Origin of the sequence: Leifsonia sp. 71-9 (assembly GCF_001898805.1) — a bacterium.
Classification (GTDB): domain Bacteria; phylum Actinomycetota; class Actinomycetes; order Actinomycetales; family Microbacteriaceae; genus Leifsonia.
This window is the reverse complement of sequence record NZ_MKVJ01000001.1, coordinates 67,990-93,161: the sequence shown is the minus strand read 5'-3', so window position 1 is coordinate 93,161 and position 25,172 is coordinate 67,990. Positions and strand designations below refer to the sequence as shown.

Sequence of the window (25,172 nt, the reverse complement as noted above, 5' to 3'; positions counted from 1 at the left end):
GCTAGCGCCCGCCCGCGCCGATCGCGCCGGAGCCGACCGGCACCGGCGTGGAGGCCACGATGCGGCGGACGATGTCCGCGATCACGGGGGCGCTCTCATGGTGATGGCCGAGCGCACGGCTGGTCGGCAGCAGCCGGTGGCCGAGCACGGGGACGGCCAGGGCGTCGATGTCGTCCGGGAGCACGAAGTCGCGGCCGTCGAGGGCGGCCAGGGCCTTGGCCGCGCGGATCAGCTGCAGCGTCGCCCGCGGGCTCGCCCCCAGGCGCAGGTCGCGGTCCTCCCGGGTCGCGCGCGTCAGGTCGACCGCGTACTGCTTGACCGGCGTGGAGGCGAACACGCTGCGTGCGGTCGTCATCATCGCCTTCAGCTGCTCCGACGTGACGACCGGCCCGATCCGCGACAGCGGGCTCGACGTGTCGCGCGTGGTCAGCATCGCGAGCTCCGACTCCTCGTCGGGGTAGCCCATCGCGATGCGGGCCATGAAGCGGTCGCGCTGCGCCTCCGGGAGGGCGTAGGTGCCCTCCATCTCCACCGGGTTCTGCGTCGCGACCACGATGAACGGGGCGGCGAGCGGATAGGTCGAGCCGTCGACCGTGACCTGGCGCTCCTCCATGCACTCCAGCAGGGCGGACTGCGTCTTCGGGCTCGCGCGGTTGATCTCGTCGCCGATGACGATGTTGGCGAAGATGGCGCCCGGCTTGAACTCGAACCGGCGCTCGGCCTGGTTGTAGACCGACACGCCGGTCACGTCGCTCGGGAGCAGGTCGGGGGTGAACTGGATGCGGCTGACCGTGCAGTCGACCGACTTGGCGAGCGACTTCGCCAGCATGGTCTTGCCGACGCCGGGGACGTCCTCGATGAGCAGGTGGCCCTCGGCGAGCAGCACGACGAGGGCGGTGCGCACGGCGTCGTGCTTGCCGTCGATCACGGACTCGATGTTCGCCGTGATCTGCTCCGCGGCGCGCCGGAGCTCTGTCAGGTCCATGGTGGGCTCGGCGTCGCCGTGCTCCTCCTCCGGTGCGACCGAGGGCTCCGTGGGCTGGCGCGTCGCGTAGCTGTTCATGGCTCCTGCACTCTCATCTCGATGACAGCAGTTCGAAGACCGCGGGCGGGACGTACGGGCTGACGTCGCCCCCCAGCGCGGAGACCTGGCGCACCAGCGAGCTGGAGACGTGCGCGTTCGCGGGGTTGGGCAGCAGGAAGACCGTCTCGACGTCGGCGAGGTGGCGGTTGACGATCGCCATCGGCGTCTCGTACGCCACGTCGACCTGCGACCGGATGCCCTTGACCAGCACGTGCGCCCCCACGTCCGTGCAGTAGTCGACCAGGAGCCCCATGGACCAGGAGGCGACGACGATGGTGCCGGCGATCCCGGCCTCCTCGATCGACTTCTCCAGCAGGGAGACGCGCTGCGCGATGGGCAGCAGGGCCGACTTGTCCGGGTTGTGGACCACCACCACGTGGACCTCGTCCCAGAGCCGGGCGGCACGCTCGATCACGTCGAGGTGACCGAGGGTGACCGGGTCGAACGATCCAGGGACTACGGCGATCCTGTTCATAGGGCACCAGACTATCCCGCGATAACCGTCATTTCGTTGTGAATCCGTTACCTTGTCACGACTTGCCGAGGTAGGCGCGCTCGGCCTCGTCGAGCCGCCGGGCCAGCGCGGCCTGCAGGGCCGGGACCGCGGCCAGGCCGCCCTCCGCGTCGAGCGTCTCCGCGGCGGCGACGCGCGCCTCGCCGATGAGGTCGCCGTCGGACGCGACCCGCAGGAGGCGCAGCGACGACCGGCCGCCGGACTGCCGCGCGCCGAGCACGTCGCCCTCCCGGCGCAGCTCCAGGTCGACGTTGGCCAACTCGAAGCCGTCGAGCGTGGCGGCGACCGCCTCCACGCGCTCGCGGGCGAGGGACCCCTCCTCGGCGGCCGTGACCAGCAGGCACAGTCCCGGGATGTCGCCGCGACCGACCCGGCCGCGCAGCTGGTGCAGCTGCGAGACGCCGAAGCGGTCGGCGTCGAGCACGACCATGGCCGAGGCGTTCGGCACGTTGACGCCGACCTCGATCACCGTCGTCGCGATCAGGAGGTCGATGCCCCCGGCGGCGAAGGACCGCATGACCTCGTCCTTGGTCTCGCTCGGGAGCTTTCCGTGCAGCACGCCGATGCGCGCGTCGGCGAAGAGCGGGTCGGCGCGCACCTGGGCCGCGACCGATTCGACGCTCGCGACGGCGCGGGGCGGCGCGTCGGCGGACCCCTCCTCCGCGGCGGGCGCCCCCTCCTCGCCGTCGTCCTCGGCCTCCTTGCCGGTGATCGCCGGGCAGACGACGAACACCTGCCTGCCCTTCGCGATCTCCTCGGAGGCGCGCTCCCAGATCCGGCGCTCCCACCCGGGGCGGTCGGAGAGCGGCACCACGAAGCTCTCGATCCCCTGCCGCCCGGCGGGGAGCTGGGCGATCGTGGAGACGTCCAGGTCGCCGAAGACGGTCATGGCGACGGTGCGCGGGATGGGCGTCGCGGTGAGCACGAGGACGTGCGGCGGCGTGCCGCCCTTCGCCCGCAGCGCCTCCCGCTGCTCGACGCCGAACCGGTGCTGCTCATCGACCACGACGAGCCCCAGGTCGAAGAACGTGACGGCATCGCCGAGCAGCGCGTGCGTGCCGATGACGATGCGGGCCTGGCCCGACACGGTGCGCAGCAGTGCCCGTTTGCGCTCCTGCGCGCCGAGCTGGCCGGTCAGGAGGGTCGGCATCAGCTGCGCCGAGAGATCGGGGCCGAGCATCGCCGCGATCGACCGCAGGTGCTGGGCGGCGAGCACCTCGGTCGGCGCGAGCAGGGCGGACTGGCCGCCGGAGTCGGCGACCGCGAGCATCGCACGCAGCGCGACGAGCGTCTTGCCGGAGCCCACCTCGCCCTGCACCAGGCGGTGCATCGCGGCGGTCCCGCCCAGATCGTGCGCGATCTCGCTGCCGACGAGCGCCTGGTCCTCGGTGAGAGTGAACGGCAGGGCGGCGTCGAAGCGCTCGAGCAGCCCGCCCGGCTCGGCCCGGCGCGGCGTCGACGCGACGGTGCGCGCCTCGGCCCGCTGCTGCAGCAGCGCCGCCTGCAGCACGAACGCCTCCTGGAAGCGGAGCGCATCCCGGGCCCGCTGCCACTGCGCGTCCTTCTCGGGGCGGTGGATGCCCTCCAACGCCTCCCGGTACGACAGCAGCCCGCGCTCCGCGGCGATGGAGGCCGGCACCGGGTCCGGCGCGGAGTCGAGCGCGTCGAGGGCGAGCTCGGCGGCCTTCTGCACCTGCCAGCTCGCCACGGTGCCGGTCGCCGGGTAGATCGGGATGGGCGTCTGCGCCCACTCCTTCGCGGCGGCGCTGCCCGGCACCACGGCGTTCTCGGAGTCGGGCTCGAACAGCTCGTAGTCGGGGTGCGCCAGCTGCAGGGCGCCGCGGTACGCGGAGACCTTGCCCGCGAAGATCCCGCGCACGCCCGGCACCAGGTCCTTCGAGCGCCACGACTGGTTGAAGAACGTCAGCGTCAGGATGCCCTCGCCGTCGGAGATCTTCACCTCGAGGATCGAGCCGCGCCGCGCGCGCATCGAGCGCTCCTGCACTCGCAGGACCTCGGCGATGATCGTGACGTTCTCGTCCAGCGGGAGGTTGGCGAGAGCGGTCAGCTCGCCGCGACGGGCGTACCGCCGCGGGAAGTGGTGCAGCAGATCGCCGACGGTGCGCATCCCGAACGCCTTCTCGAAGGCCGAGGCGGTGCGCCCGCCGAGCACGCCGCTCAGCCGCGAGTCGAGGGTGATCGCGCCCTCGGCGGCCGGGACGGAGGCGTTGGTCATGATTCGATCGTAGGCGCAGCCCCCGTCAGCGCGGCGATCTCGGCCTCGACGTGCGGGTCGCCCGGGCGCTCGGCGGCGAGGGCGCGCTGCCGTTCCAGCGCCTCGCCGGCGCGGCCGGCCTCCCGGAGCCCGCGGGCGACCGCCCAGCGCGCGACGAACCGCTGGTCGAGGGTGCCGTGCTCCTCGGCGGCGGCGAGGGCCCGTTCGAACTCGCCGACCGCGGCCGTCGCGTCGCCGCCCTCCAGCAGCGCCCAGCCGCGGTTGTTGTGCAGCGCGACGCGCCAGCGGAGCGTGCGCGGGTCGTCGGACTGCGCGAGGTCGGCGAACGCCTCGGCCGTCCACTGCTCACCGCGCGCCGGGTCGGCGATCGCGAGCATGTGCGCGGCGTCGGCCGCGAGGAAGGTCTCGCCCTCGCGGCGGGCCGCCTGGAGCGCCTCCTCGAGCACGTCGACGGACTCGGGGCCACGGCCCTCGCCTGCGAGCAGCCGGCCCCGCTCGAGGAGGATGCGCACGTGGAGCCGCCCGCTCGCCGGCTCCATCGACTCGAGCAGCGCCTCCGCCTCGGCGAAGCGCCCCTGGATGCCGAACGCCCGCGCGCGCTGCGTCTCCAGCTCGGCCCGCACCACTTCGCCCCGGAACGGCTCGGCGGCCGCGGCCGCGATCCGCTCGGCGGAACCCACCGGATCGTCGACGTCCCACAACGCGTCGAGCTCGGACTGAGCGAGGCGTTCCTCCATGCCCCTATATTGCGGGCGCGGGCGCCGAAAGGCGAGGGCGGGATGCGGCTAGGCTCGGATGGCCATGACCCGAATCGTCTCCGGATACGCCGGCTCCCTCGCCCTGCAGGTGCCGAAGAGCGGCACCCGGCCCACGAGCGACCGGGTGCGCGAGGCCGCCTTCTCCGCCCTCGACGCGCGCGGCGCCGTGCACGGCGCGCACGTGCTCGACCTCTACGCCGGCTCCGGCGCACTGGGTCTCGAAGCGGCGAGCCGGGGCGCGACCGCGGTGACCCTCGTGGAGCGCAGCCCGGCCGCCGCGCAGGTGTGCAAGCGCAACGCCGCCGCCGTCACCAAAGCCGCACCGGCCTCCGCGCGCCCGACGGTCGAAGTGCGCGCGGTGGCCGCCCAGGCGTACCTCGCCGGTGCGTTCGGCCCCTTCGACCTCGTGTTCATCGACCCGCCGTACGACGTGGACGACGCCGAGCTGCTCGGGGTGCTGACCGCGGTCGTGCCGCTGCTGGCCCCGCACGCCTCCGTCTGCGTCGAGCGCAGCACGCGCACCGGCGAGCCCACCCTCCCGGACGGCCTGGCGCTCGTGCGCCGCAAGGACTACGGCGAGACCGCCCTCTTCTGGCTGGAGCCCTCGGGCGCGTAGCGACACGCCGCTGGCCTCGAACGGGTGGTCGCGACACGCCGTCAGCACACCGCCGGAGACGGCATGTCGTGACGACTGGATTGCGAGGGAACGCGGGGCGCGTCAGCCGGCGGCGCCGTCCCACTCCAGGTACGGGTCCCACCCGCCGCGCTCGTCGAACGGGCGGCCGTCGACGAGGAGGCCGTCGCCCTCCCGCACCACGCCGATCCGCCGGAATTCGCCCGGGAGCGCCGTCCCGGGCGGGAACGCGGCGAACAGGGAATGGTCCTCTCCCCCGGTCAACGCCGACCGGACGTCGTTTCCCAGCGCGGCGGGGTCCAGGTCGATCGCGACGCCGCTGGCCTCCGCCACGCGTCGCGCATCCAGCGCCAGCCCGTCGCTGAGGTCGAGCATCGCCGTCGCACCGGCTTCGGCCGCGCGCGGCCCGTCGGCGATGGGTGGACGCGGCCGCAGCTGCGCGCCGACCGTCTCGGGATGCGCGGCGTAGACGTCCGCGAACCGCTCGCGACTCGGGACGCCGTGCTCGTCCACCCCCTCCGCGAACATCAGCCGGAGCCCCTCCGCGGCGGCGCCGAGCACGCCGGACACGGCGACGACATCACCGGGGCGCGCGCCGCTGCGGAGCACAGGGGCGCGCCCCTGGAGGTCGCCGAACGCGGTCACCGCGAAGGTCAGCGTCTCCGAGACGGAGAGATCCCCGCCCACGACGCCGCAGCCGGGCGCGAGCTCCTCGCAGGCGAGCCGGAACCCGTCGGCGATGGCCTCCAGGTCGGCGACAGGCATGGTCGAGGGCGCCGCGATCGCGACGACCAGAGCGGTCGGGACGGCGCCCATCGCGGCCACGTCGGACAGGTTGGTGGCCGCGGCCTTCCAGCCGAGATCCTCCGGCGACGACCAGGCGAGGCGGAAGTCCGGGCCGTGGACCATCATGTCCGTGGTGACGACGTAGCGGCCGTCGGGCGCCGCGAGCACCGCCGCGTCGTCGCCGGGGCCGACCAGTGTGGTCGACGATCCGGGGAGCCGCGGGAAGATGCGGCGGAGCGCCTCCCGCTCGGTGGTCTCGCCCATCGTCGCGCCGGCCGCCGTGCTCTCAGACATTCCCATGTCTGGAAACGCTAGCCTGAATCATCGTGACCGTTCGCCGCACCGCCCTCGCCGCCGTCCTCGCCGCCGCCGCCCTCGCCCTCGCCGGCTGCGCGCCCACCGTCTCGCTCGAGCCCGGCGCCGCCGCGAACGACCCGGGCTGCGCCGAGATCAGCGTGCGCCTGCCCGACACGGTCGCGGACAAGGACAAGCGCATCACCGACGCGCAGGCCACGGGCGCCTGGGGCGACCCGGCCGCGGTCATCCTGCGCTGCGGCGTGCCGCCGATCGGGCCCACGACGCAGCCGTGCGTCAACGTGAACGGCGTGGACTGGGTGCTGATGACGGACCCGACCGCCAAGACCATCGTCTACCAGACCTTCGGCCGCACGCCGGCGACGGAGGTCGTGATCGACCACGTCTCGGGCGTGTCCGACTCGTCGGTGCTCCCGGAGTTCGCGTCGGCGGTCTCGACGATCAAGCAGACCCGTCAGTGCCTCTCGACGCTGGACACCAGCCTCACCCCGACCGACACGCCGACGGCCACCCCGACCCCGACGCCCACGCCGACCCGCTGAGCGGGCGCGACCGGAGGCGCGAGCGTAGCCGCCTCAGGCCGCGGCGCGCGCCAGGGCGACCTGGATCAGCTCGTCGATCAGGTCCGGGTACGACAGCCCCGACTCCTGCCAGCAGCGCGGGAACATCGAGATCGGCGTGAACCCGGGCATGGTGTTGATCTCGTTGATCACGAAGCCGTCGGCGGTGAGGAAGAAGTCCACGCGCGCGAGCCCTTCGCCGCCGATCGCGTCGAACGCGCGCACGGCGAGGTCCGCCATGTCGGCGAGCTCGGCGTCGCTCAGCTCGGCCGGGCAGATGAGGTCGATGCCCGGAGCATCCAGGTACTTCGCTGCGAAGTCGTAGAAGTCGCGGCCCGAGACGACGACCTCGCCGGCGACGGAGGCACGGGCGGGCTCGCCCGGGCGGCCGCCGAGGACGGCGATCTCCACCTCGCGGCCGACCAGCGCCGACTCGATGAGCACCCGGTCGTCCTCGGCGAGGCCGATCTCGATCGCGGCGTCCAGCTCGGACCAGTCCTTGACCTTGGTGACGCCGACGCTGGAGCCGGCGCGCGCCGGCTTGACGAAGGCGGGCAGGCCGAGCGCCTGCGCGCCCTCCCGGACCGCGTCCGGCGCCGTGCGCCAGCGGTGGGCGGTCACGGTCTGCCAGGGGGCGACGGGGATGCCCGCCTGCTGCAGCACGGTCTTCGTGAAGTGCTTGTCCATCCCAAGCGCGCTCGCGAGCACGCCGCTGCCGACGTACGGCAGGCCGGCCAGCTCGAGCAGGCCCTGGATCGTGCCGTCCTCGCCCCACGGGCCGTGCAGGATCGGGAAGACGATGTCGACGTCGCCGAGCGACTCGACCGTGCCGTCCGGGTGCGTGACGGTCAGCTCGCGCGTGGCGACGCTCTCGGGCCAGTGGATGCGCGTGCCGTTGTCCTCGACCTCCGGCAGCACCTCCGCGTTCAGGGCGAAGCGAGCGGCGTCGTCCGGCTGCAGCGTGAAGGCGCCGTCGTGCGTGATCCCGATCGGGATGACGCGGTACGCGCTACGGTCGATCGCCGCGAGGACCCCGGCCGCCGTTGCGCAGCTGATCGAGTGCTCGCTTGAACGCCCCCCGAAGAGAAGAGCCACCGTGGCCGTGTCCGTCATCCGTCGTCCTTTCGCCTTGCGGCTCGTCCGAGTCCGTCGTGAGGTGCGGCGCGATGTCCTTGGGATCGAGCGTGCCGGCGAGCACCTGGCTCACCTGCCGCACGATCGGCATCTCCACCCCGCGCGCCTCCGCCAGGCTCAGCACGGGGGCGACCGAGGCCAGCCCCTCCGCCGTCTGGTTCATCTGCTTCACCACGTCGGTGAAGCTGTAGCCCTGGCCGAGCAGTCGCCCGGCGGTGTTGTTGCGGCTGAGCGACGACTCGCAGGTCGCGATCAGGTCGCCGAGGCCCGCGAGCCCCGAGAGCGTCTGGGCCTCGGCGCCGTACGCCACGGCGAAGTCGGTCATCTCGACCAGTCCGCGCGTGATGATCGACGCCTTGGTGTTCTCGCCGTAGCCGACGCCGTCGACGATGCCGATCGCCACGGCGATGAGGTTCTTCAGCACGCCGCCGAACTCGGTGCCGATCACGTCGGTGTTCACGTAGCTGCGGAAGTAGCGGTTGGTGGCGGCCATCGCGACCGACTGCGCGGTCTCGAGGCTCACCGACGACACCACGGCGGCGGTCGGCTGCTCGCGCGCGATCTCCAGCGCCAGGTTCGGCCCGGAGGCCACCGCGATGCGCTCGGGCTCGATGGGGAGGCCCTGGGCGATCACCTCGCTCATCCGCAGGCCGGTTCCGCGCTCGACGCCCTTCATCAGGCTGACCACGATCGTCGACGGCCCGAGATACGGCTTGATCGCCTCCAGGTTGTCGCGGAGGGTCTGGCTCGGGATGGACACGAACACGACCTCCGCATCCCGCATCGCCTCGCCGAGCTTGGAGGTCGCCCGCAGGTTGCGCGGGAGGTTGATGCCCTCGAGGTAGTCGCTGTTGCGCTTGACCTCGTTGATCTCGCGCGCCAGCTCGGGGCGGCGTGCCCAGAGCACGACGTCCGAGCCGCCGTCGGCGAGGATCTTCGCGAATGTGGTCCCCCAGCTGCCGGCGCCGAGCACCGCGATGCGGCGAGGCGGCGTGGGCGGGGCCGTGCGTGCCGTCTTAGCCATCGAAGCGGCCGGTCTCCTTCTGGTTGTGCTGGGAGGGGTCCCAGCGCTCCGCGGGAGCCTTCTCGCCGCGGAGGTCCTCGAGCAGGGCGGTGATGGCCGCCATGATGACGGCCGTGGCCTCGGCCAGGGTCGCGCTGTCGAGGTTGCGGCCCTCGAACGCCGAGAGGTCGACGGGGTCGCCGAACTTCACGTCGATCGTCTTGCGCGGGAAGAAGCTGATCTTCTTCGAGTACCGCGCCATCACCTGCTGCGTCCCCCAGTGCGCCATCGGGATCACCGGGATGCCGTGCTCGAGCGCCATGCGGGCGGCGCCCGTCTTGCCGCGCATCGGCCACATGTCGGGGTCGCGGGTCAGCGAGCCCTCCGGGTAGACGACGACGATCCGGCCCTCCTCGATGATCTTCTGCGCGGCGTCGAGCGTCGTCGCGCCGCGGGCACCCCCTCCGCGCGCGACCGGCACCTGGCCGGACTTGCGCAGGAACCAGCCCACGACCGGGATCCGGAACAGGCTGTCCTTCGCGAGGAAGCGCGGCAGCCGCCCGAGGTGCCACAGCACCATCCCCACCATCACGGGGTCGATCTCGCTGTAGTGGTTCGGGGCGACGATGTACGCGCCGTGGCGCGGCATCTTCTCACGGTCGACCATGCGGAACCGGGCCATGAGGCTGCCGATCGGCACGACGAGGCCCGCGAGGACCCAGAAGATCGACGGACGGCTCTTCTCGGAACGCTGACGCTTCACCGGGGGACGCTGGACGGCGGGATCTTCGGGATGTGACACATCCCTATTATCCGTGCCGTCACCCTTCGAGGACGAAGTCCGCTCCGAGCTGCTCCAGCTTCGTGATGAAGTTCGCGTATCCGCGGCTGATGATGCCGACGTTGCTGACGGTCGAGGTGCCCTCGGCGGTCAGCGCCGCGATCAGGTGGCTGAAGCCGCCGCGCAGGTCCGGGATCTCGATGTCGGCGCCCTTGAGCTCCGTCGGGCCCATGATGACCGCGGAGTGGTTGAAGTTGCGCTGACCGAAGCGGCACGCGTGGCCGCCCAGGCACTCCTTGTGCACCTGGATCTTCGCACCCATGTCGATGAGCGCGTCGACGAAGCCGAAGCGCTGCTCGTACACGGTCTCGTGCACGATCGACACGCCCTCCGCCTTCGCGAGCGCGATGACGAGCGGCTGCTGCCAGTCGGTCATGAAGCCGGGGTGCACGTCGGTCTCGATCACGACCGGCTTGAGGGTGCCTCCCGGGTGGAAGAACCGGATGCCGTCGTCGTGGATCTCGAACGCGCCGCCGACCTTGCGGAAGACGTTGAGGAAGGTGAGCATCTCGGGCTGGCGGGCGCCGCCGACGTAGATGTCGCCGTTGGTGGCCAGCGCCGCGGCCGCCCAGCTGGCGGCCTCGTTGCGGTCGAAGAGCGCGGTGTGGCTGTAGCCGACGAGCTTCTTGACGCCCTCGATGCGGATCACGCGGTCGGTGTCGACCGAGATGATCGCGCCCATCTTCTGCAGCACGTTGATGAGATCCATGATCTCGGGCTCGATCGCCGCGCCCGAGAGCTCGGTGATGCCGTCGGCGCGGACCGCCGTCAGCAGGACCTGCTCGGTGGCGCCGACGCTCGGGTACGGGAGCGAGAGCTTCGCGCCGTGGAGGCCGTTGGGGGCGCTCAGGCGGATGCCGGTCGGGCGCTTGTCGACCACGGCGCCGAACTGGCGCAGCACGTCGAGGTGGTAGTCGATCGGGCGGTCGCCGATGCGGCAGCCGCCGAGGTCGGGGATGAACGCCTCGCCGAGACGGTGCAGCAGCGGCCCGCAGAACAGGATCGGGATGCGGCTGGAGCCGGCGTGGGCGTCGATGTCGGCCATGTGGGCCGACTCGACGGCGCTCGGGTCGAGCAGGAGCTCGCCGTCCTCGCCGCCGTCGGTCACCTTGACGCCGTGGACCTCGAGCAGCCCGCGAACGACGCGGACGTCGCTGATGTCCGGCACGTTCCGCAGGACGCTCGGGCCCTCGCCGAGGATCGCGGCGACCATCGCCTTGGTGACGAAGTTCTTGGCCCCGCGGACCTCGATGCGGCCCCGGAGCGGGATGCCGCCGTTGATCGTGATGCGGTCGCCCTTGAGGCCGACGCGTGCTCCAGCTGCCTGAGCGTCCTGAAGAAGTGAGTTCAAAGTTTCACCGGGAGTGTCTTGGGCCGCCAACCAGCGCGGCCGCTTTCGTATTCGGAGATGCGCGCCTCGTCGCGCAGGGTCAGAGCGATGTCGTCCAACCCTTCGAGCAAACGCCAGCGAGTGTAATCGTCGATGTCGAAAGACACCTGGACCTCACCGATCGTCGCAGTCTTGGCAACCAGATCCACCGTCGCCGCTATTCCCGGCTGAGCCTCGATGGCCGCCCAGAGACGCTCCGCGTCCTCCTCCGTGATCTGCCCGGCGAGCAGTCCCTGCTTGCCGGAGTTGCCGCGGAAGATGTCGGCGAAGCGCGGGCTCAGCACGACGCGGAAGCCGTAGTCGCGCAACGCCCAGACGGCGTGCTCGCGCGACGACCCCGTGCCGAAGTCGGCGCCGGCGACGAGCACCGAGGCGCCCTGGTACGGAGCCTGGTTCAGGATGAAGTCCGGGTCTTTGCGCCACTCGTGGAAGAGGGCGTCGTCGAAGCCGGTCTTGGTGACGCGCTTGAGGAACACCGCAGGGATGATCTGGTCGGTGTCCACGTTGGAACGGCGCAGCGGGACGGCCACGCCGGTCACGGTCTCGAACTTCTCCATCAGGCGCCCACCTTCTCCCCGGCGCGGGTGTCCACGCCGTCGCCGGACGGCGTGTCGCCGCCATCGTTATCCAAATCCCAGGGACTGGACAGGGTGCCGCGGATCGCGGTCGCCGCCGCGACGAGCGGGGAGACCAGGTGGGTGCGGCCGCGCTTGCCCTGGCGGCCCTCGAAGTTGCGGTTCGAGGTGGAGGCGCAGCGCTCCCCCGGCGCCAGCTGGTCCGGGTTCATGCCCAGGCACATCGAGCAGCCCGCGAAGCGCCACTCGGCGCCGAACTCCTCGACGATCTTGTCGATGCCCTCGGCCTCGGCCTCGATGCGCACGCGGGCGCTGCCGGGCACGACCATGACGCGCACGTTGTCGGCCTTTTTGCGGCCCTTGATCAGGGAGGCGAAGGCGCGGAGGTCCTCGATGCGGCTGTTGGTGCAGGAGCCCATGAAGACGGCGTCGACGGGGATGCTCTTCATCGGCGTCCCGGCCTCGAGGTCCATGTACTCCAGTGCGCGCTCGGCGGCGGCACGGGCGTTCGCGTCCTCGATCTGCGCCGGGTCCGGCACGGACTGGCTGAGCGAGACGCCCTGCCCGGGGTTGGTCCCCCAGGTGACGAACGGCTCGATGTCGGCGGCGTCGAGGTAGACCTCGGCGTCGAACACGGCGTCGTCGTCGGTCGCGAGGGTGTCCCAGTAGGCGACGGCCTCGTCCCAGTCGGCGCCTTCCGGCGCGTGCGGGCGGCCCTTCAGGTACGCGTAGGTGGTCTCGTCCGGGGCGACCATGCCGGCGCGCGCGCCCGCCTCGATCGACATGTTGCAGATGGTCATCCGGCCCTCCATGGAGAGCGCGCGGATGGCACTGCCGCGGTACTCGAGCACGTAGCCCTGTCCGCCTCCGGTGCCGATCTTCGCGATGACGGCCAGGATGATGTCCTTCGCGGTCACGCCGGGGCGCAGGTCGCCCTCCACCGTGATCGCCATCGTCTTGAACTGCTTCAGCGGCAGCGTCTGCGTGGCCATGACGTGCTCGACCTCGCTGGTGCCGATGCCGAACGCCATGGCGCCGAACGCGCCGTGGGTGGAGGTGTGGGAGTCGCCGCAGACCACCGTGATGCCCGGCATCGTCAGACCCAGCTGCGGGCCGACGACGTGGACGATGCCCTGCTCGACGTCGCCCAGCGAGTGCAGGCGCACGCCGAACTCCTCGGCGTTGCGTCGCAGCGTCTCGATCTGCGTGCGGCTGGTGAGGTCGGCGATCGGCCGGTCGATGCCGACGGTCGGGGTGTTGTGGTCCTCGGTCGCGATCGTGAGGTCCGGGCGCCGCAGCGGGCGCCCCGCCATCCGCAGGCCGTCGAAGGCCTGGGGGCTGGTGACCTCGTGCACGAGGTGCAGGTCGATGTAGATCAGGTCGGGCGAGCCGTCCTCGCCCTTCACGACCAGGTGGTCGCGCCAGACCTTCTCGGCGAGGGTCAGCGGAGTGCGATCGGTTTCGGTCGTCATTGTGCTCGTTCTCCTTAGCTTGCGTGCGGATCAGCCGTCGACGGACTCCGCGGCGAGGGTGGCCTGAGAACTAGGACTCGCCGCGGCGGCTAAGGAGGAGAAGACCCGCGTGCACGGAGTCAGGATATCACCGTCGTTGCGTCGGCCTCGTCAGCGGCGATGACGAGCACCGTCACATTGTCGTGACCGCCCGCCTCGACCGCGGCCTCCACGAGCGCGCCGGCCGGATCGTCGGGCTGCGCGGCGAGGATGGCGGCGATGCGGCTGTCGCTGAGCTCGCGCGTCAGGCCGTCGGAGCAGATGACGAACACGCGGCGCCCCTCGTCGGGGAGCAGCTCGGTGTCGGTGTCGACGAAGTCCTCCGCGCCGAGCGCGCGCGTGATGATGTTGCGCTCGGGATGGACGGCCGCCTGCGCCTCGGTGATCAGCCCGGCGTCGACGAGCTCCTGCACGGCGGAGTGGTCGACCGTGAGCTGCGAGAGCGTCGTGCCGTCCCACGCGTAGACGCGCGAGTCGCCGACGTTGACGACCATCCACTGCTCCGCCGCCCGCTCGGGGACGCGCACGCGGACGACGCCCGCCAGGGTCGTACCCGCCACCGCGGGACCGGACTCGTCCACTCCCGACAGGGCGCGGACCGCCGCGTTGGCCTCGTCGATCGCCGCGATCACCTCGTCCGGCGTCGGCCGGGTGCCCGGCTGCAGCGTGCGGGCGAGGCTCGCGACGGCCGTCTGGCTGGCCAGGTCGCCGCGGGCGTGGCCTCCCATGCCGTCGGCCACGACGTAGACCGGGTCCTCCGCGAGGAATCCGTCCTCGTTCACGTGGCGTACCGCCCCGATGTCGCTCCGGGCGCTCACGCCGACGTGTGAGGTCATGTGCGGGGGTCCTCCTGCTGATCGCGCGGGACCGCGACCTCTCCGGCCCCGGCCGCCGGGGCCTCGTCGGCCTCGTCGTCGTCATCGCCGTGGATCGCCTCGGCGAGCGTGGATCCGCTCATCCTGAGCTTCACCAGACTTGCAATGGTAGCGACAACCATCGACCCCACGATGACCGCGAGCGACGTCCAGGTGTCGATGTCGGGCGCCCACTCGATGTGGTGGCCGCCGTTGATGAAGGGCAGCTCGTTCTCGTGCATCGCGTGGAACACGAGCTTCACGCCGATGAAGGCGAGGATGAACGCGATCCCGTACTTGAGGTACACGAGCTTGTCGAGCAGGTGACCGAGCAGGAAGTACAGCTGGCGCAGCCCCATCAGCGCGAACACGTTCGCGGTGAAGACGATGAACGGGCTCTGCGTGATGCCGAAGATCGCGGGGATGGAGTCCAGGGCGAAGAGCAGGTCCGTCGTGCCGAGGGCGATGAAGACGATGATCATCGGGGTGAACATCCGGCGCCCGGCGACCGTGGTGCGCAGCTTGTTGCCCTCGTACTGGTCGGACACCTTGAGCCGCTTGCGCGAGAAGCGGATGAACCAGCTGTCCTTCTGGCCCTCGTCGTCGTGGTTGCCGAAGGCCTGGTTGATCGCCGTCCAGAGCAGGAACGCGCCGAAGATGTAGAAGATCCAGCTGAAGCTCGCGATCAGGCTGGCGCCGAGCACGATGAAGACTCCGCGGAAGATCAGCGCCAGGATGATGCCCACCATGAGCACCTCCTGCTGGTACTTCCGGGGCACGGCGAACCTGCTCATGATGATCACGAAGACGAACAGGTTGTCGATGCTCAGGCTGTACTCGGTCAGCCAGCCGGCGAGGAACTGCCCGGCGTGCTCTGCATCCCCGATGAGCAGCATCAGGAGCGCGAAGACCAGCGCGAGCGCCACGTAGAACGACACCCACAGCGCCGACTCCTTGGGGCTCGGGATGTGCGGGCGCTTGAAGACGATCAGCAGGTCGAACGCGAGGACGAGCAGCAGCACGACCATCGAGCCGATCTCGAACCAGAGCGGGAGGGCGAGTTCCATGAAGGGACCTTTCGAAGGGCATCGTAAAAGAGCCGAAAGTCTCTCCCGCACCCTGTCGGGTGCCGCTGTGCCCGGGTCCAGAGCGGACCGTGATGACGTTCACAGCGCCGGCGGCGGTGCGTGCACCGCGGCCGTCCGGGATACTCCCCTTCGCGATCACCCATTCTACCGGACTCCCCCGCGCCCCGCGCACACGCGTACAGTTCGGCGCGTGGAGTGGGTCGAGTTCGAGAGCGCGGTCGTCGCCGCGGCGGGCTTCGACAGCCGCGAGCACATCCTCGAGATCGTCTTCATGTCGGGGGCGCGGTACCGGTACCGCCTCGTCTCGGAGCGGGTGTGGCGCGAGTTCCGCACGGCGCCGTCGGCCGGGCAGTACTTCACGGAACGCATCCGCGACCACTTCCCGACGGAATGGCTCCCCTGACGCCGCTCCCCGCCCGCCCACATTTGTGCCAAATGCGGGGAATGGCGGGCCCAAAGGGGACATTTGGCACAAATCTGGGTATGTACCCTTTTGGTTACGTAACGGAATGGGTACATTGAGGGCATGGACGCTCTGCTGCATGCGCTGGCCGACGAGAGCCGGCGCACCATCCTCGAACGGTTGCGGACGGGACCGGCGACCGCCGGCGAACTGGCCGACGCCTTGCCGATCGCCCGGCCCGGGGTCTCGCGACACCTCCGCGTGCTCCGCGAGAGCGGGCTCGTCGAGGTCGACCAGCGGTCGCAGTGGCGCGTGTACCGGCTCCGCCCGGAGCCGCTGATCGAGCTGGACGCCTGGCTCGACCGCTATCGCGCCACCTGGGAGCAGCGGCTCGACGCCCTGCACACCGAGGTCGCGCGCGGCAAGCGCCGGACGGATCCGCCCGCTCGGCAGAGCACGACCGAGCAGAACAGGAGAGCAGAGTGAACCGCATCATCGGCACCATGCGCCGGCTGGACGACCAGCGCGGCGCCGTCCGCGTCGAGGACGTCTACGACACCGCCATCGACGACCTCTGGTCGGCGATCACGCAGCCCGCGAGACTCGCCCGCTGGATGGCCGACGTCGAGGGCGAGCCCGTTCTCGGCGGGACGTTCCACGCCGTCTTCACGAGCGGCTGGGAGGGACCGGGGCGCGTCGACGTCTGCGAGGCGCCCGGCCGCCTCCTCGTGACCCTCTCCCCCGGCGCGGACGATGAGACGGTCGTCGAGGCGCGGCTCACGGCCGAGGGCGACCGCACCCGCTTGGTGGTGGAGGAACGGGGACTGCCCCTCGAGGTCCTGCACTTCCACGGCGCCGGCTGGCAGGCGCATCTCGAGGACCTCGGGCGCGCGCTGGCGGGCGAGGACTCCGTGTGGCAGCCGCGCTGGAAGGAGCTCACGCCCGTATACGAGGCGCTCGCGGTGCCGTGAGCATCCCGAACACACGAAGAAGCCCTCCCGGACATGGTCCGAGAGGGCTTCTTCTGAGTGGTGACCCCAGCGGGATTTGAACCCGCGTTACCGCCGTGAGAGGGCGACGTCCTAGGCCGCTAGACGATGGGGCCGTGTTTTACAACTCAATGATCATGCCACAGTTCTGGTTCTTCCTCCAAAACGAGCGCGAAATCCGGGTGTGTCGCGACCCTCAGGCCAGCATCCGGAGCGCCCCGGGGACGATGCCGACCTCGACCGGGAGGGGGCCGATCCGCTCCCCGTCCGCGTAGGCGACGACGCCCTCCGCCTCGATCCTGGCGGTGGTCAGCGGGCGGAACGCGACCTCCGGCAGGTCGGTGTGCTCGCCGCGGAACACCCGCGGGAACACGCGCAGGAAGCGTGTCTTCGACATCCGGCGCACGATGAAGAGGTCGAGTCGCCCGTCGTCGAGGGACGCGTGCGGGACGATGCGCATGCCGCCCCCGAGGGAGCGGTTGTTCGCGACCGAGACGAGCATCGCCTCGGTCGCGAACTCCTCGCCGTCGGCCGTGATGCGGTACGGGCGGGGTGCGAGGGTCGCCAGCTCGCGGAGGAGGGCGAGGATGTACCGGCTGCGGCCGCGCGGGCGCGTCATCAGGTTGGCGCGCTCGTTCACCGTCGCGTCGAAGCCGGCCGACAGGACGCCGCCGAAGAAGGTGGTCAGCCCGCCATGCCGGACCACGCCGGCGTCGATCGTGCGCGGCTCGCGGTCGAGGGCGGCCAGCAGGTGCGCGATCGCCGCCTCCGTGTCGCCCACCGGGATGCCGAGCCCGGCGGCGAGGTCGTTGCCGGTGCCGCTCGGCACGATGCCGAGCGGCACGGGGGTCTGCGCGACGATGTTGATGCCGAGGTTGGCCATCCCGTCGCCGCCGACGACCACGAGCGCGTCCGCTCCGGCCTCCACGATCCGGGAGGTCTCGCGCCGGAGGAGCTCGATGTTCGCCTCGTCGACGGGGATGGCGACGTGGCCGGCCTCGCGCAACCGCTGGACGACGTGCGGCCCCACCTCGCGGCGATGCCCGAACGAGGCCATCGGGTTGATCGCGACCACGACGGTCCTCTGGTGTGCGGCCATAGTGCACGATGATGGCACACGACCTCGCCACGCCGGGGACGCTGTGGCGGGCGTCCCCGGCGGGGCGACGTCTACAGGCGCACGCGGCGCAGCAACTGAGCGTTGAGGGCGACGACGATCGTGGAGACCGACATGAGCACGGCGCCGAACGCCGGGGACACGACGACGCCGATCCCGGTCGCCACACCCGCTGCGAGCGGGAGCGCGATCACGTTGTACCCGGTGGCCCACGCCAGGTTCTGGAGCATCTTGCGGTACGTCGCCCGGGAGAGCTCGACCACCTTCGCGACCCCACGCGGATCGCTGGAGGCGAGCACGATGCCAGCGGACTCGATCGCCACGTCCGTCCCGGCGCCGATCGCGATGCCGACGTCCGCCTGGGCGAGCGCCGGGGCGTCGTTCACCCCGTCGCCGACCATCGCCACGCGCGATCCGTCGCGCTGGAGGCGCGCCACCGTGCCGGCCTTGTCTCCGGGGAGGACCTCCGCGTAGACCTCGTCGATGCCGAGTCCGGCCGCAACCGCCTCCCCCACCGCGCGGGAGTCGCCGGTGAGCATCGCGACGCGGATTCCACGGTCCCGCAGGGCGCGCACCGCCTCCGCCGACTCGGGACGCACGACGTCGGCGAGGGCGATCGCCCCGGCCACGCGCTCGCCTTGCAGCACGTACACGACGGTCTGGCCGAGCCGGGATGCGGCGTCGGCCGCCGCAGCGATGCGCTCGCCCGCAGACGCTCCGCGCTCCGCGAGCAGCCGGGGCGCGCCGACGACGATCCGCTCCCCCGCGACGGTGCCCGCCGCGCCGCGTCCGCCGAGCGCCTCGAAGTCGGTCACCGGCGGGATGGTGATCCCGCGCTCCCGGGCGGCAGCGACGATCGCGCGGCCGATCGGGTGCTCCGCGGGCGCCTCGACGGCCGCTGCGAGCGCGAGGAGTGCGTCCTCGTCCTCACCCTCCGCCGCGACGGACGCGACGCCCTGACGTCCCTCGGTGAGGGTGCCCGTCTTGTCGAACAGGACGACGTCGATGCGCCGGGCGTCCTCCATGGCATGCCGGTCGCGGATGAGGAGGCCGTTGCGGGCACCGATCGCCGTGGAGATCTGGGCGACGAGCGGGATGGCCAGGCCGAGGGCGTGCGGGCAGGCGATGATGAGGACGGTGACGACGCGTTCGAGGACGAAGGCCGGGTCGCCCGGACGCAGCAGCACCCACACGACCAGGGTGACCGTCGCCACGGCGAGCGCGACGTAGAAGAGCCACGCGGCCGCCCGGTCGGCGAGGATCTGCGTTCCCGACTTGCTGGCCTGGGCGTCGGCGACGAGCCGCATGATCCCGGCGAGCGCGGTGTCGCCTCCGGTCTTGCCCACCCGCACCACGAGCGAGCCGCTGCCGGAGATGCTCCCGGCGACGACCTGCTCACCGGGACCACGGGTGACCGGCTTGGACTCGCCGGTCAGGAGGGACTCGTCGAGGTCGCTGCGGCCGTCGACGATCTCGCCGTCGACGGGGACGCCGGCGCCCGGACGGACGCGAACCAGGTCGCCGACGCGCAGGTCCGCCACCGGCACCGGCTCGGGATCCGCGCCGGGATCGGCGACCCGCTCCGCCGTGTCGGGCAGGAGCTTCGCCAGCTGCCCGAGGGCATCCTGCGCGCCCATGACCGCGGACATCTCGATCCAGTGCCCCAGCAGCATGATCAGGATCAGGGTGGCGAGCTCCCACCAGAAGTCCATGCCGGGCAGGCCCAGCGTCACCGCGAGGCTGTAGCCGAAGGCGACGACGATCGCGAGCGAGATGAGCGTCATCATGCCCGGGCGGCGGCTGCGCAGCTCGTCGACGGCGCCGCGCAGGAACACGAGGCCGCCGTAGAAGAAGATCGCGACGCCGAACACCGCGGGGATGTACTGGCTGCCGGGGAACCGCGGGCCGGAGAGGCCGAGGATCTCCTGCAGGCCGTGCGAGAAGACGAGCGTCGGGATGGTCAGGACGAGCGTGAGCCAGAACTTGCGCCGGAAGATCGCGGGGTCGTGCCCGGCGTGACCACTGTGGTCGTGGCCGCCGTGCGCGTCGTGGCCGCCGTGCGCCTCGTGCCCCGCGTGCGCGTCATGAGCGTCATGCCCCGCGTGCGCGTCATGCGCGTCGTGCCCCGCCGAGCCGTGCTCGTGGGCCGTGTGCTGGTCCTCGTGTGCGTTCATGCTGTCCATGTCGTCTCGAACAATACCCCTCCCGGGTATATTCCACCACCCCGGAACGGTCGGCTTGCACGCTCCGCCGGATCGGTATTTCCTTGTGGCATGAGACTCACGAAGTTCGAACACGCCGCACTGCTCCTCGAGGACTCCGGTAAGAAGCTGTTCGTCGACCCGGGCAGCTTCACGACGCCCCTGACCGACACGGCCAACACCGTGGCCGTCGTCATCACGCACGAGCACGCCGACCACTGGACCCCCGAGCAGCTCAAGCGGGTGCTCGACATGAACCCGGACGCGAAGATCTTCGCCCCCGAAGGCGTCGCCCGGGCGGCCGCGGACTTCGACGTGACGGTCGTGCACGCCGGTGACGTGGTGGAGGCCGAGCCCTTCACCCTGCAGTTCTTCGGCGGGACGCACGCCGTCATCCACTCGAGCATCCCCACCGTCGACAACCTCGGCGTGCTGATCAACGACCAGCTCTACTACGCCGGCGACTCCTTCACGATCCCCGAGGGCATCGAGGTGGATGTGCTGGCGGCTCCGGCCGGCGCGCCCTGGATGAAGGTCGCCGAGGTGATGGACTACGTGCTCGCGGTGAAGCCGAAGCGCAGCTTCCCGACGCACGAGATGGTGCTCTCGCGAGCGGGCAAGGACATGTCCAACGGCCGCATCGCCTGGGCGACGGAACAGAACGGCGGAGAGCACTTCCCGCTGGAGCCCGGCGACACGATCGACCTGTGAGCACGGCCGCCCGCGACGACCGGGAGCTCTCCCCGGTCGTCGTCTGGTTCCGCGACGACCTGCGCGTCGCCGACAACCCTGCACTGCGCACCGCCGCCGACTCGGGCCGCCCCGTGCTCTGCCTCTACGTCTGGGACGAGGAGTCGGAGGGGGTGCGCCCTCCCGGCGGCGCCGCGCGGTGGTGGCTGCACCACTCGCTCTCCGCCCTGGCGGAGGAGCTCGATCGGCTCGGCGCGCACCTGACGGTGCGTCGCGGGCCGGCCGAGCGGGTCGTCGCGGAGGTGCTGCACGAGACCGGCGCCGGCGCCGTGTTCTGGAACCGCCGCTACGGCGGCGCCGAACGACGCATCGACGAGGCGATCAAGACCGCCGCGCGCGAGCGCGGCCTCGAAGCGGCCAGCTTCGCCGCCTCCCTGCTCTTCGAGCCCTGGACGATCCGCACGGGAGCGGGAACCCCGTTCTCGGTCTATACGCCGTTCTGGCGCGCCTGCCTCGCCGCTCCCCCGCCCCGCAAGCCCCTTCCGGCGCCCACAGAGCTGGTGGCCGCCGATCCGATCGACGGTGTGGGCATCGACGACCTCGGTCTGCTGCCGACGGATCCCGACTGGGCAGACGGGCTGCGGGACGCCTGGAAGCCGGGCGAGCGCTCCGCCCGGCGGCGCCTCGCCGCGTTCCTCGACGAGGATGTCGCCCGCTACCGCGACGACCGGGACACCCCTGGCATCGACGCGACCTCCCGGCTGTCGCCCCATCTGCGCTGGGGCGAGCTCAGCCCGCACCAGGTCTGGCACGCGACCTCCGACGCGCGCGACCGCGCGAACGCCGAGGGCGCGAGCACCTTCCTCAGCGAGCTGGGCTGGCGGGAGTTCGCCCACCACACGCTCTTCGCACACCCCGATCTGGCGACCGTCAACATCCATCGCGAGTACGACTCCTTCCCCTGGCCCCGCCTGCACCGTGCGGCTCTGCGGGCCTGGCACCAGGGTCGCACCGGCATCCCGCTGGTGGACGCGGGAATGCGAGAACTGTGGACAACCGGGACCATGCACAATCGCGTGCGCATGGTGGTCGCGTCGTTCCTCATCAAGAACCTGCTGATCGACTGGCGCCTCGGCGAGCAGTGGTTCTGGGACACCCTGGTCGACGCCGACGCCGCGAGCAACCCGTTCAACTGGCAATGGGTCGCGGGCAGCGGCGCGGACGCGGCACCCTACTTCCGCGTCTTCAACCCCGAGCTCCAGCGCACCAAGTTCGACCCGCACGGCGACTACGTGCGCCGGTGGGTGCCGGAGTGGGACACCGCCGACTACCCCGAGCCGATCGTCGACCTGGCGGAGACCCGCAGGGCCGCCCTGGCCGCCTTCGACGAGGTCAAGAAGGCACGGTGACGAAGGCGCGCTGACGAAGGCGCGCTGACGAACGCGCGCTGAAGCGCTGACGGACGCGCCGACGCGGCCCCCGGTCAGCGCCCGTGCTCGGCGAGGATCTGGTCCACGTCGATGCTGGCGAGCAGCGCGTCCCAGTCGAGGTTCCGCGCCTGCTCGGCCTGCGCCTCCTCGGCCAGGACCTTCCCGCTGCGCTCGACGACAACGCCAGCGGGCAGGCGGCGGTTGAGTTCGGCGAGGATGGCGTCGTCGACGGCCTCTGCGTCGAAGTCGGCCCCGACGCGGGCGAAGTAGTCGCCGGAGACGGTGTAGGAGACGATCCCGGTTTCGATGCGGCTCATGGGGCGCATGCTACTCCCGGGGCGCGTACTGTGCGCCGTATGACCGATCGAGACGAATTCCGCGCCGACGACGACGATGAGGACCTGACCAGGGCGGAGGCGCTGGCCGAGGCGGTGTCGGGCCTCGGCCAGACGCCCGAGGACCAGCTGGACGCCGTGGCCGAGCACAACGACTCCCTGGAGGAGCGGCTGCCGGAGTCCGGCTCCCCCGAGCAGGGGTAGGCCGCGGCGGAGCGGCCCGGAGTGGGGACTGCCGGGCCGCGGGCGCCCCGGATACCGTGGCGCGATGGACAACGGACGGATGAGCGATCGGGCCCCCGGGACGGCGGTGATGGCGCAGGTCGTGCGCCTGCACGACGCGGCTCCGCCCCGCTCTCCGTTGGCCCGCGCCCTCGGGGTGACGCCGCTGGCGGACGAGACCGTCCCGTGGTTCGTAGGAGCGCTCGGCGAGCGGGAGATCGGCGCCCGCCTCGCCCACCTGCCCGCTGGGTGGCGCGTCTTCCACGCGCTGCCCGTCGGGAACGGGGAGGCGGACCTGGACCACCTGGTGGTGGGCCCGGGCGGCGTCTTCGTCGTCAACACCAAGCACCGCCGCGGCGCCCGCGTCGGGGTCGCCGACCGCGCGCTGCTCGTCAACGGCGCCAAGACGACCTACCTGCGCAACGCCGACCTGGAGACCTCGCGGGTGCGGGGCCTGCTGACGGCCGCGGGCATCGAGGCGCCGGTGCGCGCGGTGGTCGCGATCCTCGGCGCGAAGGAGTTGCGGGTGCGCGCTCAACCGCGGGCCGTGGACGTGGTCCGCGGGGAAGCGCTCGCGCGCTGGCTCGTGCGACGCCCCGCGGTGCTCGATGCCGCGACGGTGGAGGCCGTCGTGCGGCTCGTCGACGCTCCCGGGACGTGGCGCCAGGCCGAGCCCCGCGCCGATGTCGCCGACCGGTTCGCGCTGATCGAGCGCGAGGTCCGCAGCGCGCGGCTGGTGCGGGTCGGCTGGGCGATCGCCGCCGGGCTGGCGCTGCTTGCCGCAGCGATGCCGTTCCTGCCGCGCTGAGCGGCCGCCGCCTCCCTAGTGCGCCGGGCGCGCCGACGTGGTCATGACGATGGTCAGCGCACCGTCGGCCTCCGCGGTCTCCAGCGCGATCTCCACCGCGCCGAGCTCGGCCAGCGAGCGCAGGTGGGTGCCGCCGCACGGGATGGACGCGGTGCCGTCCGGCAGCTCGCACGTCCACAGGCGCCGGTCGCCGAGGCCGTCGGCCTCCCGCTGCACCGACACGGGGGCGCCGGACGCGACCCAGCCGGCGAGCAGTGCGTTCGCCGTGGCGACGACCTCGTCGAGTCGGCCGGGAAGCTCGGCCGCGGGGAAGCCCTTCTTCCGCAGGCTCTTGCCGACGCGGTACTCGTCGCGCGAGCCGTCCGGGAGGATGCGGGACGACACGATCGCCAGCCGGTCGAAGTCGGGGCGGCCGCGGCCGTCGCCGGGCACCTCCTTCGTCCACAGCGGCGCGAGCGCCTGGTTGAGGGCGAGGGAGGCGAGATGGCAGGCGGTGTGACCGGAGGACAGCGCGCGGCGCAGCTCCGGATCGACGTCGACGGTCACCGTGGTGCCGGGCTCGAGGCCGGTCGCATCGTCGACGAGGTGGCACACCACGAACGCCCAGCCCTCGGTGCCGGTGCGCACGGGCGCGTCGCCGACGTGGAAGGCCTCCCCGTCGGTCGCGCCGACGACGGCGTCGACGATCGGGCGGGAGCGGCCATCGACCGACAGGGTTCCCGCGTCCGCGGGCTGGTCGGGCCAGACCGGGTCGACGGCGTGGAACGCGGTGCGGTCCAGCACGACGGCGGTGCGCCCGTCGGGCAGCAGCGCCGTGTGCACGACGGTTCCGGTCGAGGCGAGGTCGCCGTCGGGGTAGGTGACGACCGTGTCGGTCCGCGGGAGGGTCATCCCTCCAGCGTACGTGGCGCCCGCGGTGCTGCGGGTAGGCTGACGCGGTGATCAGACGAGCGACCGGTGCGCTGGCGGTGCTCGCCGTGGCCGGGCTCCTGGCCGCCTGCACGCCGGTCCAGGCGCAGCGGCTCGAGGACGACGCGGCCTCGGCTCCTGGCATCGCCCGGTTCTACGACCAGCCCGATCCGCTGCCCGCGGGCGGACCCGGCGCCGTCATCCGCTCGGCGCCCACGCTGGGCGCACCCGCCGGGGCTGTCGCGACGCGCATCCTGTTCCACTCGACCGACCTGAACGGCCGGCCGGTCGTGAACTCCGGGCTGCTGGTCGCACCCGACTCCCCCGCGCCAACGGGAGGGCGCACGATCGTCTCGTGGGGCCACCCGACGACCGGGGTCGCCGAGGGCTGCGCGCCCTCGCGCTCGTTCGACCCGTACGACAGCGTCGAGGGGCTCACCGACTTCCTGAACCGCGGGTACGCCGTTGTCTACACCGACTACACGGGGATGGGCACGGCCGGCCCCGACTCCTACCTCGTCGGCGACACGGAGGGGCGCAACGTGCTCGACGCCGCCCGTGCGGCGCGGGCCGTGCTCGGCCGTGACGGCAGCGACCGGATCGTGCTGTGGGGCCACTCCCAGGGCGGGCAGGCGGTGCTCTTCGCCGCCCGGCTCGCGCGCTCATACGCGCCCGAACTCGACGTGCGGGCTGCGGCGGTCGCGGCGCCGGCGACGGATCTCGCGTCGCTGCTGCGCGACGACATCGGGGATGTCTCGGGCGTCACGATCGGCTCCTACGCGTTC

Annotated in this window: 27 protein-coding genes and 1 tRNA gene; 10 read left to right on the top strand and 18 right to left on the bottom strand. The window is 71.9% G+C overall.

Annotated elements, in window-relative coordinates; all coding sequences use genetic code 11:
• Nucleotide 1 precedes the first annotated feature (1 nt).
• The 4 genes from BGO91_RS00480 to BGO91_RS00465 are packed head-to-tail and all read right to left on the bottom strand — an operon-like array spanning nt 2 to nt 4,571.
• A complete protein-coding gene (locus BGO91_RS00480; protein ID WP_290470927.1) occupies nt 2-1,063 on the bottom strand; it encodes a MoxR family ATPase in 1,062 nt (353 codons plus the stop codon).
• Between the two features lie 13 nt (nt 1,064-1,076).
• Complete coding sequence (gene coaD, locus BGO91_RS00475; RefSeq protein ID WP_290470926.1) at nt 1,077-1,559, bottom strand: pantetheine-phosphate adenylyltransferase; 483 nt, start codon at nt 1,557-1,559, stop codon at nt 1,077-1,079.
• Nucleotides 1,560-1,614: 55 nt separating this feature from the next.
• The gene (locus BGO91_RS00470; RefSeq protein WP_290470925.1) at nt 1,615-3,834 is read right to left on the bottom strand and encodes an ATP-dependent DNA helicase RecG; all 2,220 of its coding nucleotides are present in this window, start codon (nt 3,832-3,834) and stop codon (nt 1,615-1,617) included.
• Nucleotides 3,831-4,571, bottom strand: coding sequence for a hypothetical protein (locus BGO91_RS00465; RefSeq protein WP_290470924.1), 741 nt, complete (start codon nt 4,569-4,571; stop codon nt 3,831-3,833). Before BGO91_RS00465 ends, BGO91_RS00470 begins: the two co-directional genes overlap by 4 nt.
• A gap of 64 nt (nt 4,572-4,635) precedes the next feature.
• Here BGO91_RS00465 and rsmD point away from each other — a divergent pair, with 64 nt between their 5' ends.
• A complete protein-coding gene (rsmD, locus tag BGO91_RS00460; protein WP_290470923.1) occupies nt 4,636-5,208 on the top strand; it encodes a 16S rRNA (guanine(966)-N(2))-methyltransferase RsmD in 573 nt (190 codons plus the stop codon).
• Between the two features lie 102 nt (nt 5,209-5,310).
• On the opposite strand, the gene thiL is transcribed toward rsmD, so the two are convergent.
• Nucleotides 5,311-6,312: a thiamine-phosphate kinase gene (gene thiL / locus BGO91_RS00455; protein WP_290470922.1), complete on the bottom strand. Its 1,002-nt coding sequence runs from the start codon at nt 6,310-6,312 to the stop codon at nt 5,311-5,313.
• 26 nt (nt 6,313-6,338) lie between these two features.
• On the opposite strand from thiL, the gene BGO91_RS00450 reads away from it, so the two are divergent.
• Nucleotides 6,339-6,869 carry a DUF3515 family protein gene (locus tag BGO91_RS00450; protein WP_290470921.1) on the top strand — a complete coding sequence of 177 codons (531 nt, stop codon included), beginning with the start codon at nt 6,339-6,341 and terminating at the stop codon, nt 6,867-6,869.
• Between the two features lie 33 nt (nt 6,870-6,902).
• Here the strand turns inward: BGO91_RS00450 and BGO91_RS00445 are convergent, their stop codons facing one another.
• The 8 genes from BGO91_RS00445 to BGO91_RS00410 form a co-directional block, all read right to left on the bottom strand.
• Nucleotides 6,903-8,000, bottom strand: a complete 1,098-nt coding sequence (locus BGO91_RS00445; RefSeq protein ID WP_290470920.1) for a D-alanine--D-alanine ligase family protein — start codon at nt 7,998-8,000, stop codon at nt 6,903-6,905.
• Complete coding sequence (locus tag BGO91_RS00440; RefSeq protein WP_290470919.1) at nt 7,897-9,045, bottom strand: NAD(P)H-dependent glycerol-3-phosphate dehydrogenase; 1,149 nt, start codon at nt 9,043-9,045, stop codon at nt 7,897-7,899. Before BGO91_RS00440 ends, BGO91_RS00445 begins: the two co-directional genes overlap by 104 nt.
• A complete protein-coding gene (locus BGO91_RS00435; protein WP_290470918.1) occupies nt 9,038-9,826 on the bottom strand; it encodes a 1-acyl-sn-glycerol-3-phosphate acyltransferase in 789 nt (262 codons plus the stop codon). The genes BGO91_RS00440 and BGO91_RS00435 overlap by 8 nt, the downstream gene beginning before the upstream one ends.
• 19 nt (nt 9,827-9,845) lie before the next feature.
• A complete protein-coding gene (gene murA / locus BGO91_RS00430) occupies nt 9,846-11,216 on the bottom strand; it encodes a UDP-N-acetylglucosamine 1-carboxyvinyltransferase (protein WP_290470917.1) in 1,371 nt (456 codons plus the stop codon).
• Nucleotides 11,213-11,812 (bottom strand): 3-isopropylmalate dehydratase small subunit, encoded by a 600-nt coding sequence (gene leuD / locus BGO91_RS00425; protein ID WP_021763047.1) that lies wholly within the window; start codon nt 11,810-11,812, stop codon nt 11,213-11,215. Before leuD ends, murA begins: the two co-directional genes overlap by 4 nt.
• Nucleotides 11,812-13,302 (bottom strand): 3-isopropylmalate dehydratase large subunit, encoded by a 1,491-nt coding sequence (gene leuC / locus BGO91_RS00420; protein WP_290470916.1) that lies wholly within the window; start codon nt 13,300-13,302, stop codon nt 11,812-11,814. Before leuC ends, leuD begins: the two co-directional genes overlap by 1 nt.
• A gap of 119 nt (nt 13,303-13,421) precedes the next feature.
• Nucleotides 13,422-14,177: a protein phosphatase 2C domain-containing protein gene (locus BGO91_RS00415; protein WP_290470915.1), complete on the bottom strand. Its 756-nt coding sequence runs from the start codon at nt 14,175-14,177 to the stop codon at nt 13,422-13,424.
• Nucleotides 14,174-15,262 (bottom strand): TerC family protein, encoded by a 1,089-nt coding sequence (locus BGO91_RS00410; protein WP_290470914.1) that lies wholly within the window; start codon nt 15,260-15,262, stop codon nt 14,174-14,176. The genes BGO91_RS00415 and BGO91_RS00410 overlap by 4 nt, the downstream gene beginning before the upstream one ends.
• Before the next feature lie 211 nt (nt 15,263-15,473).
• On the opposite strand from BGO91_RS00410, the gene BGO91_RS00405 reads away from it, so the two are divergent.
• From BGO91_RS00405 to BGO91_RS00395, 3 genes are all read left to right on the top strand, one after another.
• The gene (locus tag BGO91_RS00405) at nt 15,474-15,686 is read left to right on the top strand and encodes a KTSC domain-containing protein (RefSeq protein WP_290470913.1); all 213 of its coding nucleotides are present in this window, start codon (nt 15,474-15,476) and stop codon (nt 15,684-15,686) included.
• A 123-nt stretch (nt 15,687-15,809) separates the two neighbouring features.
• Nucleotides 15,810-16,172: a metalloregulator ArsR/SmtB family transcription factor gene (locus tag BGO91_RS00400; RefSeq protein ID WP_290470912.1), complete on the top strand. Its 363-nt coding sequence runs from the start codon at nt 15,810-15,812 to the stop codon at nt 16,170-16,172.
• On the top strand, nt 16,169-16,657 hold the full coding sequence (locus tag BGO91_RS00395; protein WP_290470911.1) for an SRPBCC domain-containing protein: 489 nt from the start codon (nt 16,169-16,171) through the stop codon (nt 16,655-16,657). Before BGO91_RS00400 ends, BGO91_RS00395 begins: the two co-directional genes overlap by 4 nt.
• A 58-nt stretch (nt 16,658-16,715) precedes the next feature.
• On the opposite strand, the gene BGO91_RS00390 is transcribed toward BGO91_RS00395, so the two are convergent.
• The 3 genes from BGO91_RS00390 to BGO91_RS00380 all read right to left on the bottom strand — a co-directional run bounded on the left by BGO91_RS00390 (nt 16,716) and on the right by BGO91_RS00380 (nt 19,975).
• A tRNA-Glu gene (locus BGO91_RS00390) sits at nt 16,716-16,791 on the bottom strand.
• 80 nt (nt 16,792-16,871) lie between these two features.
• Nucleotides 16,872-17,774 carry a YegS/Rv2252/BmrU family lipid kinase gene (locus BGO91_RS00385; protein ID WP_290470910.1) on the bottom strand — a complete coding sequence of 301 codons (903 nt, stop codon included), beginning with the start codon at nt 17,772-17,774 and terminating at the stop codon, nt 16,872-16,874.
• 71 nt (nt 17,775-17,845) lie between these two features.
• Nucleotides 17,846-19,975 carry a copper-translocating P-type ATPase gene (locus BGO91_RS00380; protein ID WP_290470909.1) on the bottom strand — a complete coding sequence of 710 codons (2,130 nt, stop codon included), beginning with the start codon at nt 19,973-19,975 and terminating at the stop codon, nt 17,846-17,848.
• Nucleotides 19,976-20,065: 90 nt separating this feature from the next.
• Here BGO91_RS00380 and BGO91_RS00375 point away from each other — a divergent pair, with 90 nt between their 5' ends.
• Both BGO91_RS00375 and BGO91_RS00370 read left to right on the top strand, forming a co-directional pair.
• Nucleotides 20,066-20,704 carry an MBL fold metallo-hydrolase gene (locus BGO91_RS00375; RefSeq protein WP_290470908.1) on the top strand — a complete coding sequence of 213 codons (639 nt, stop codon included), beginning with the start codon at nt 20,066-20,068 and terminating at the stop codon, nt 20,702-20,704.
• On the top strand, nt 20,701-22,092 hold the full coding sequence (locus tag BGO91_RS00370) for a deoxyribodipyrimidine photo-lyase (RefSeq protein WP_290470907.1): 1,392 nt from the start codon (nt 20,701-20,703) through the stop codon (nt 22,090-22,092). Before BGO91_RS00375 ends, BGO91_RS00370 begins: the two co-directional genes overlap by 4 nt.
• Nucleotides 22,093-22,166: 74 nt before the next feature.
• Here BGO91_RS00370 and BGO91_RS00365 read toward each other — a convergent pair whose 3' ends face one another.
• On the bottom strand, nt 22,167-22,430 hold the full coding sequence (locus BGO91_RS00365; protein WP_290470906.1) for a hypothetical protein: 264 nt from the start codon (nt 22,428-22,430) through the stop codon (nt 22,167-22,169).
• A gap of 39 nt (nt 22,431-22,469) precedes the next feature.
• Here BGO91_RS00365 and BGO91_RS00360 point away from each other — a divergent pair, with 39 nt between their 5' ends.
• The gene (locus BGO91_RS00360) at nt 22,470-22,652 is read left to right on the top strand and encodes a hypothetical protein (RefSeq protein ID WP_290470905.1); all 183 of its coding nucleotides are present in this window, start codon (nt 22,470-22,472) and stop codon (nt 22,650-22,652) included.
• A gap of 64 nt (nt 22,653-22,716) precedes the next feature.
• The gene (locus tag BGO91_RS00355) at nt 22,717-23,478 is read left to right on the top strand and encodes a nuclease-related domain-containing protein (protein ID WP_290470904.1); all 762 of its coding nucleotides are present in this window, start codon (nt 22,717-22,719) and stop codon (nt 23,476-23,478) included.
• Between the two features lie 15 nt (nt 23,479-23,493).
• Here BGO91_RS00355 and BGO91_RS00350 read toward each other — a convergent pair whose 3' ends face one another.
• Complete coding sequence (locus BGO91_RS00350; RefSeq protein ID WP_290470903.1) at nt 23,494-24,369, bottom strand: metal-dependent hydrolase; 876 nt, start codon at nt 24,367-24,369, stop codon at nt 23,494-23,496.
• 47 nt (nt 24,370-24,416) lie between these two features.
• Here BGO91_RS00350 and BGO91_RS00345 point away from each other — a divergent pair.
• Nucleotides 24,417-25,172 (top strand): lipase family protein (locus tag BGO91_RS00345; RefSeq protein ID WP_290470902.1); only part of this gene is annotated, 756 nt, incomplete at its 3' end.

What these genes read in the sequence shown, in the direction of transcription:
- BGO91_RS00480 (WP_290470927.1), bottom strand. Translation starts at nt 1,063, where the DNA reads ATGAACAGCTACGCGACGCGCCAGCCCACGGAGCCCTCGGTCGCACCG.
- coaD (WP_290470926.1), bottom strand. Translation starts at nt 1,559, where the DNA reads ATGAACAGGATCGCCGTAGTCCCTGGATCGTTCGACCCGGTCACCCTC.
- BGO91_RS00470 (WP_290470925.1), bottom strand. Translation starts at nt 3,834, where the DNA reads ATGACCAACGCCTCCGTCCCGGCCGCCGAGGGCGCGATCACCCTCGAC.
- BGO91_RS00465 (WP_290470924.1), bottom strand. Translation starts at nt 4,571, where the DNA reads ATGGAGGAACGCCTCGCTCAGTCCGAGCTCGACGCGTTGTGGGACGTC.
- rsmD (WP_290470923.1), top strand. Translation starts at nt 4,636, where the DNA reads ATGACCCGAATCGTCTCCGGATACGCCGGCTCCCTCGCCCTGCAGGTG.
- thiL (WP_290470922.1), bottom strand. Translation starts at nt 6,312, where the DNA reads ATGGGAATGTCTGAGAGCACGGCGGCCGGCGCGACGATGGGCGAGACC.
- BGO91_RS00445 (WP_290470920.1), bottom strand. Translation starts at nt 8,000, where the DNA reads ATGACGGACACGGCCACGGTGGCTCTTCTCTTCGGGGGGCGTTCAAGC.
- BGO91_RS00440 (WP_290470919.1), bottom strand. Translation starts at nt 9,045, where the DNA reads ATGGCTAAGACGGCACGCACGGCCCCGCCCACGCCGCCTCGCCGCATC.
- leuD (WP_021763047.1), bottom strand. Translation starts at nt 11,812, where the DNA reads ATGGAGAAGTTCGAGACCGTGACCGGCGTGGCCGTCCCGCTGCGCCGT.
- leuC (WP_290470916.1), bottom strand. Translation starts at nt 13,302, where the DNA reads ATGACGACCGAAACCGATCGCACTCCGCTGACCCTCGCCGAGAAGGTC.
- BGO91_RS00415 (WP_290470915.1), bottom strand. Translation starts at nt 14,177, where the DNA reads ATGACCTCACACGTCGGCGTGAGCGCCCGGAGCGACATCGGGGCGGTA.
- BGO91_RS00410 (WP_290470914.1), bottom strand. Translation starts at nt 15,262, where the DNA reads ATGGAACTCGCCCTCCCGCTCTGGTTCGAGATCGGCTCGATGGTCGTG.
- BGO91_RS00400 (WP_290470912.1), top strand. Translation starts at nt 15,810, where the DNA reads ATGGACGCTCTGCTGCATGCGCTGGCCGACGAGAGCCGGCGCACCATC.
- BGO91_RS00385 (WP_290470910.1), bottom strand. Translation starts at nt 17,774, where the DNA reads ATGGCCGCACACCAGAGGACCGTCGTGGTCGCGATCAACCCGATGGCC.
- BGO91_RS00380 (WP_290470909.1), bottom strand. Translation starts at nt 19,975, where the DNA reads ATGGACAGCATGAACGCACACGAGGACCAGCACACGGCCCACGAGCAC.
- BGO91_RS00375 (WP_290470908.1), top strand. Translation starts at nt 20,066, where the DNA reads ATGAGACTCACGAAGTTCGAACACGCCGCACTGCTCCTCGAGGACTCC.
- BGO91_RS00365 (WP_290470906.1), bottom strand. Translation starts at nt 22,430, where the DNA reads ATGAGCCGCATCGAAACCGGGATCGTCTCCTACACCGTCTCCGGCGAC.
- BGO91_RS00360 (WP_290470905.1), top strand. Translation starts at nt 22,470, where the DNA reads ATGACCGATCGAGACGAATTCCGCGCCGACGACGACGATGAGGACCTG.
- BGO91_RS00355 (WP_290470904.1), top strand. Translation starts at nt 22,717, where the DNA reads ATGGACAACGGACGGATGAGCGATCGGGCCCCCGGGACGGCGGTGATG.
- BGO91_RS00350 (WP_290470903.1), bottom strand. Translation starts at nt 24,369, where the DNA reads ATGACCCTCCCGCGGACCGACACGGTCGTCACCTACCCCGACGGCGAC.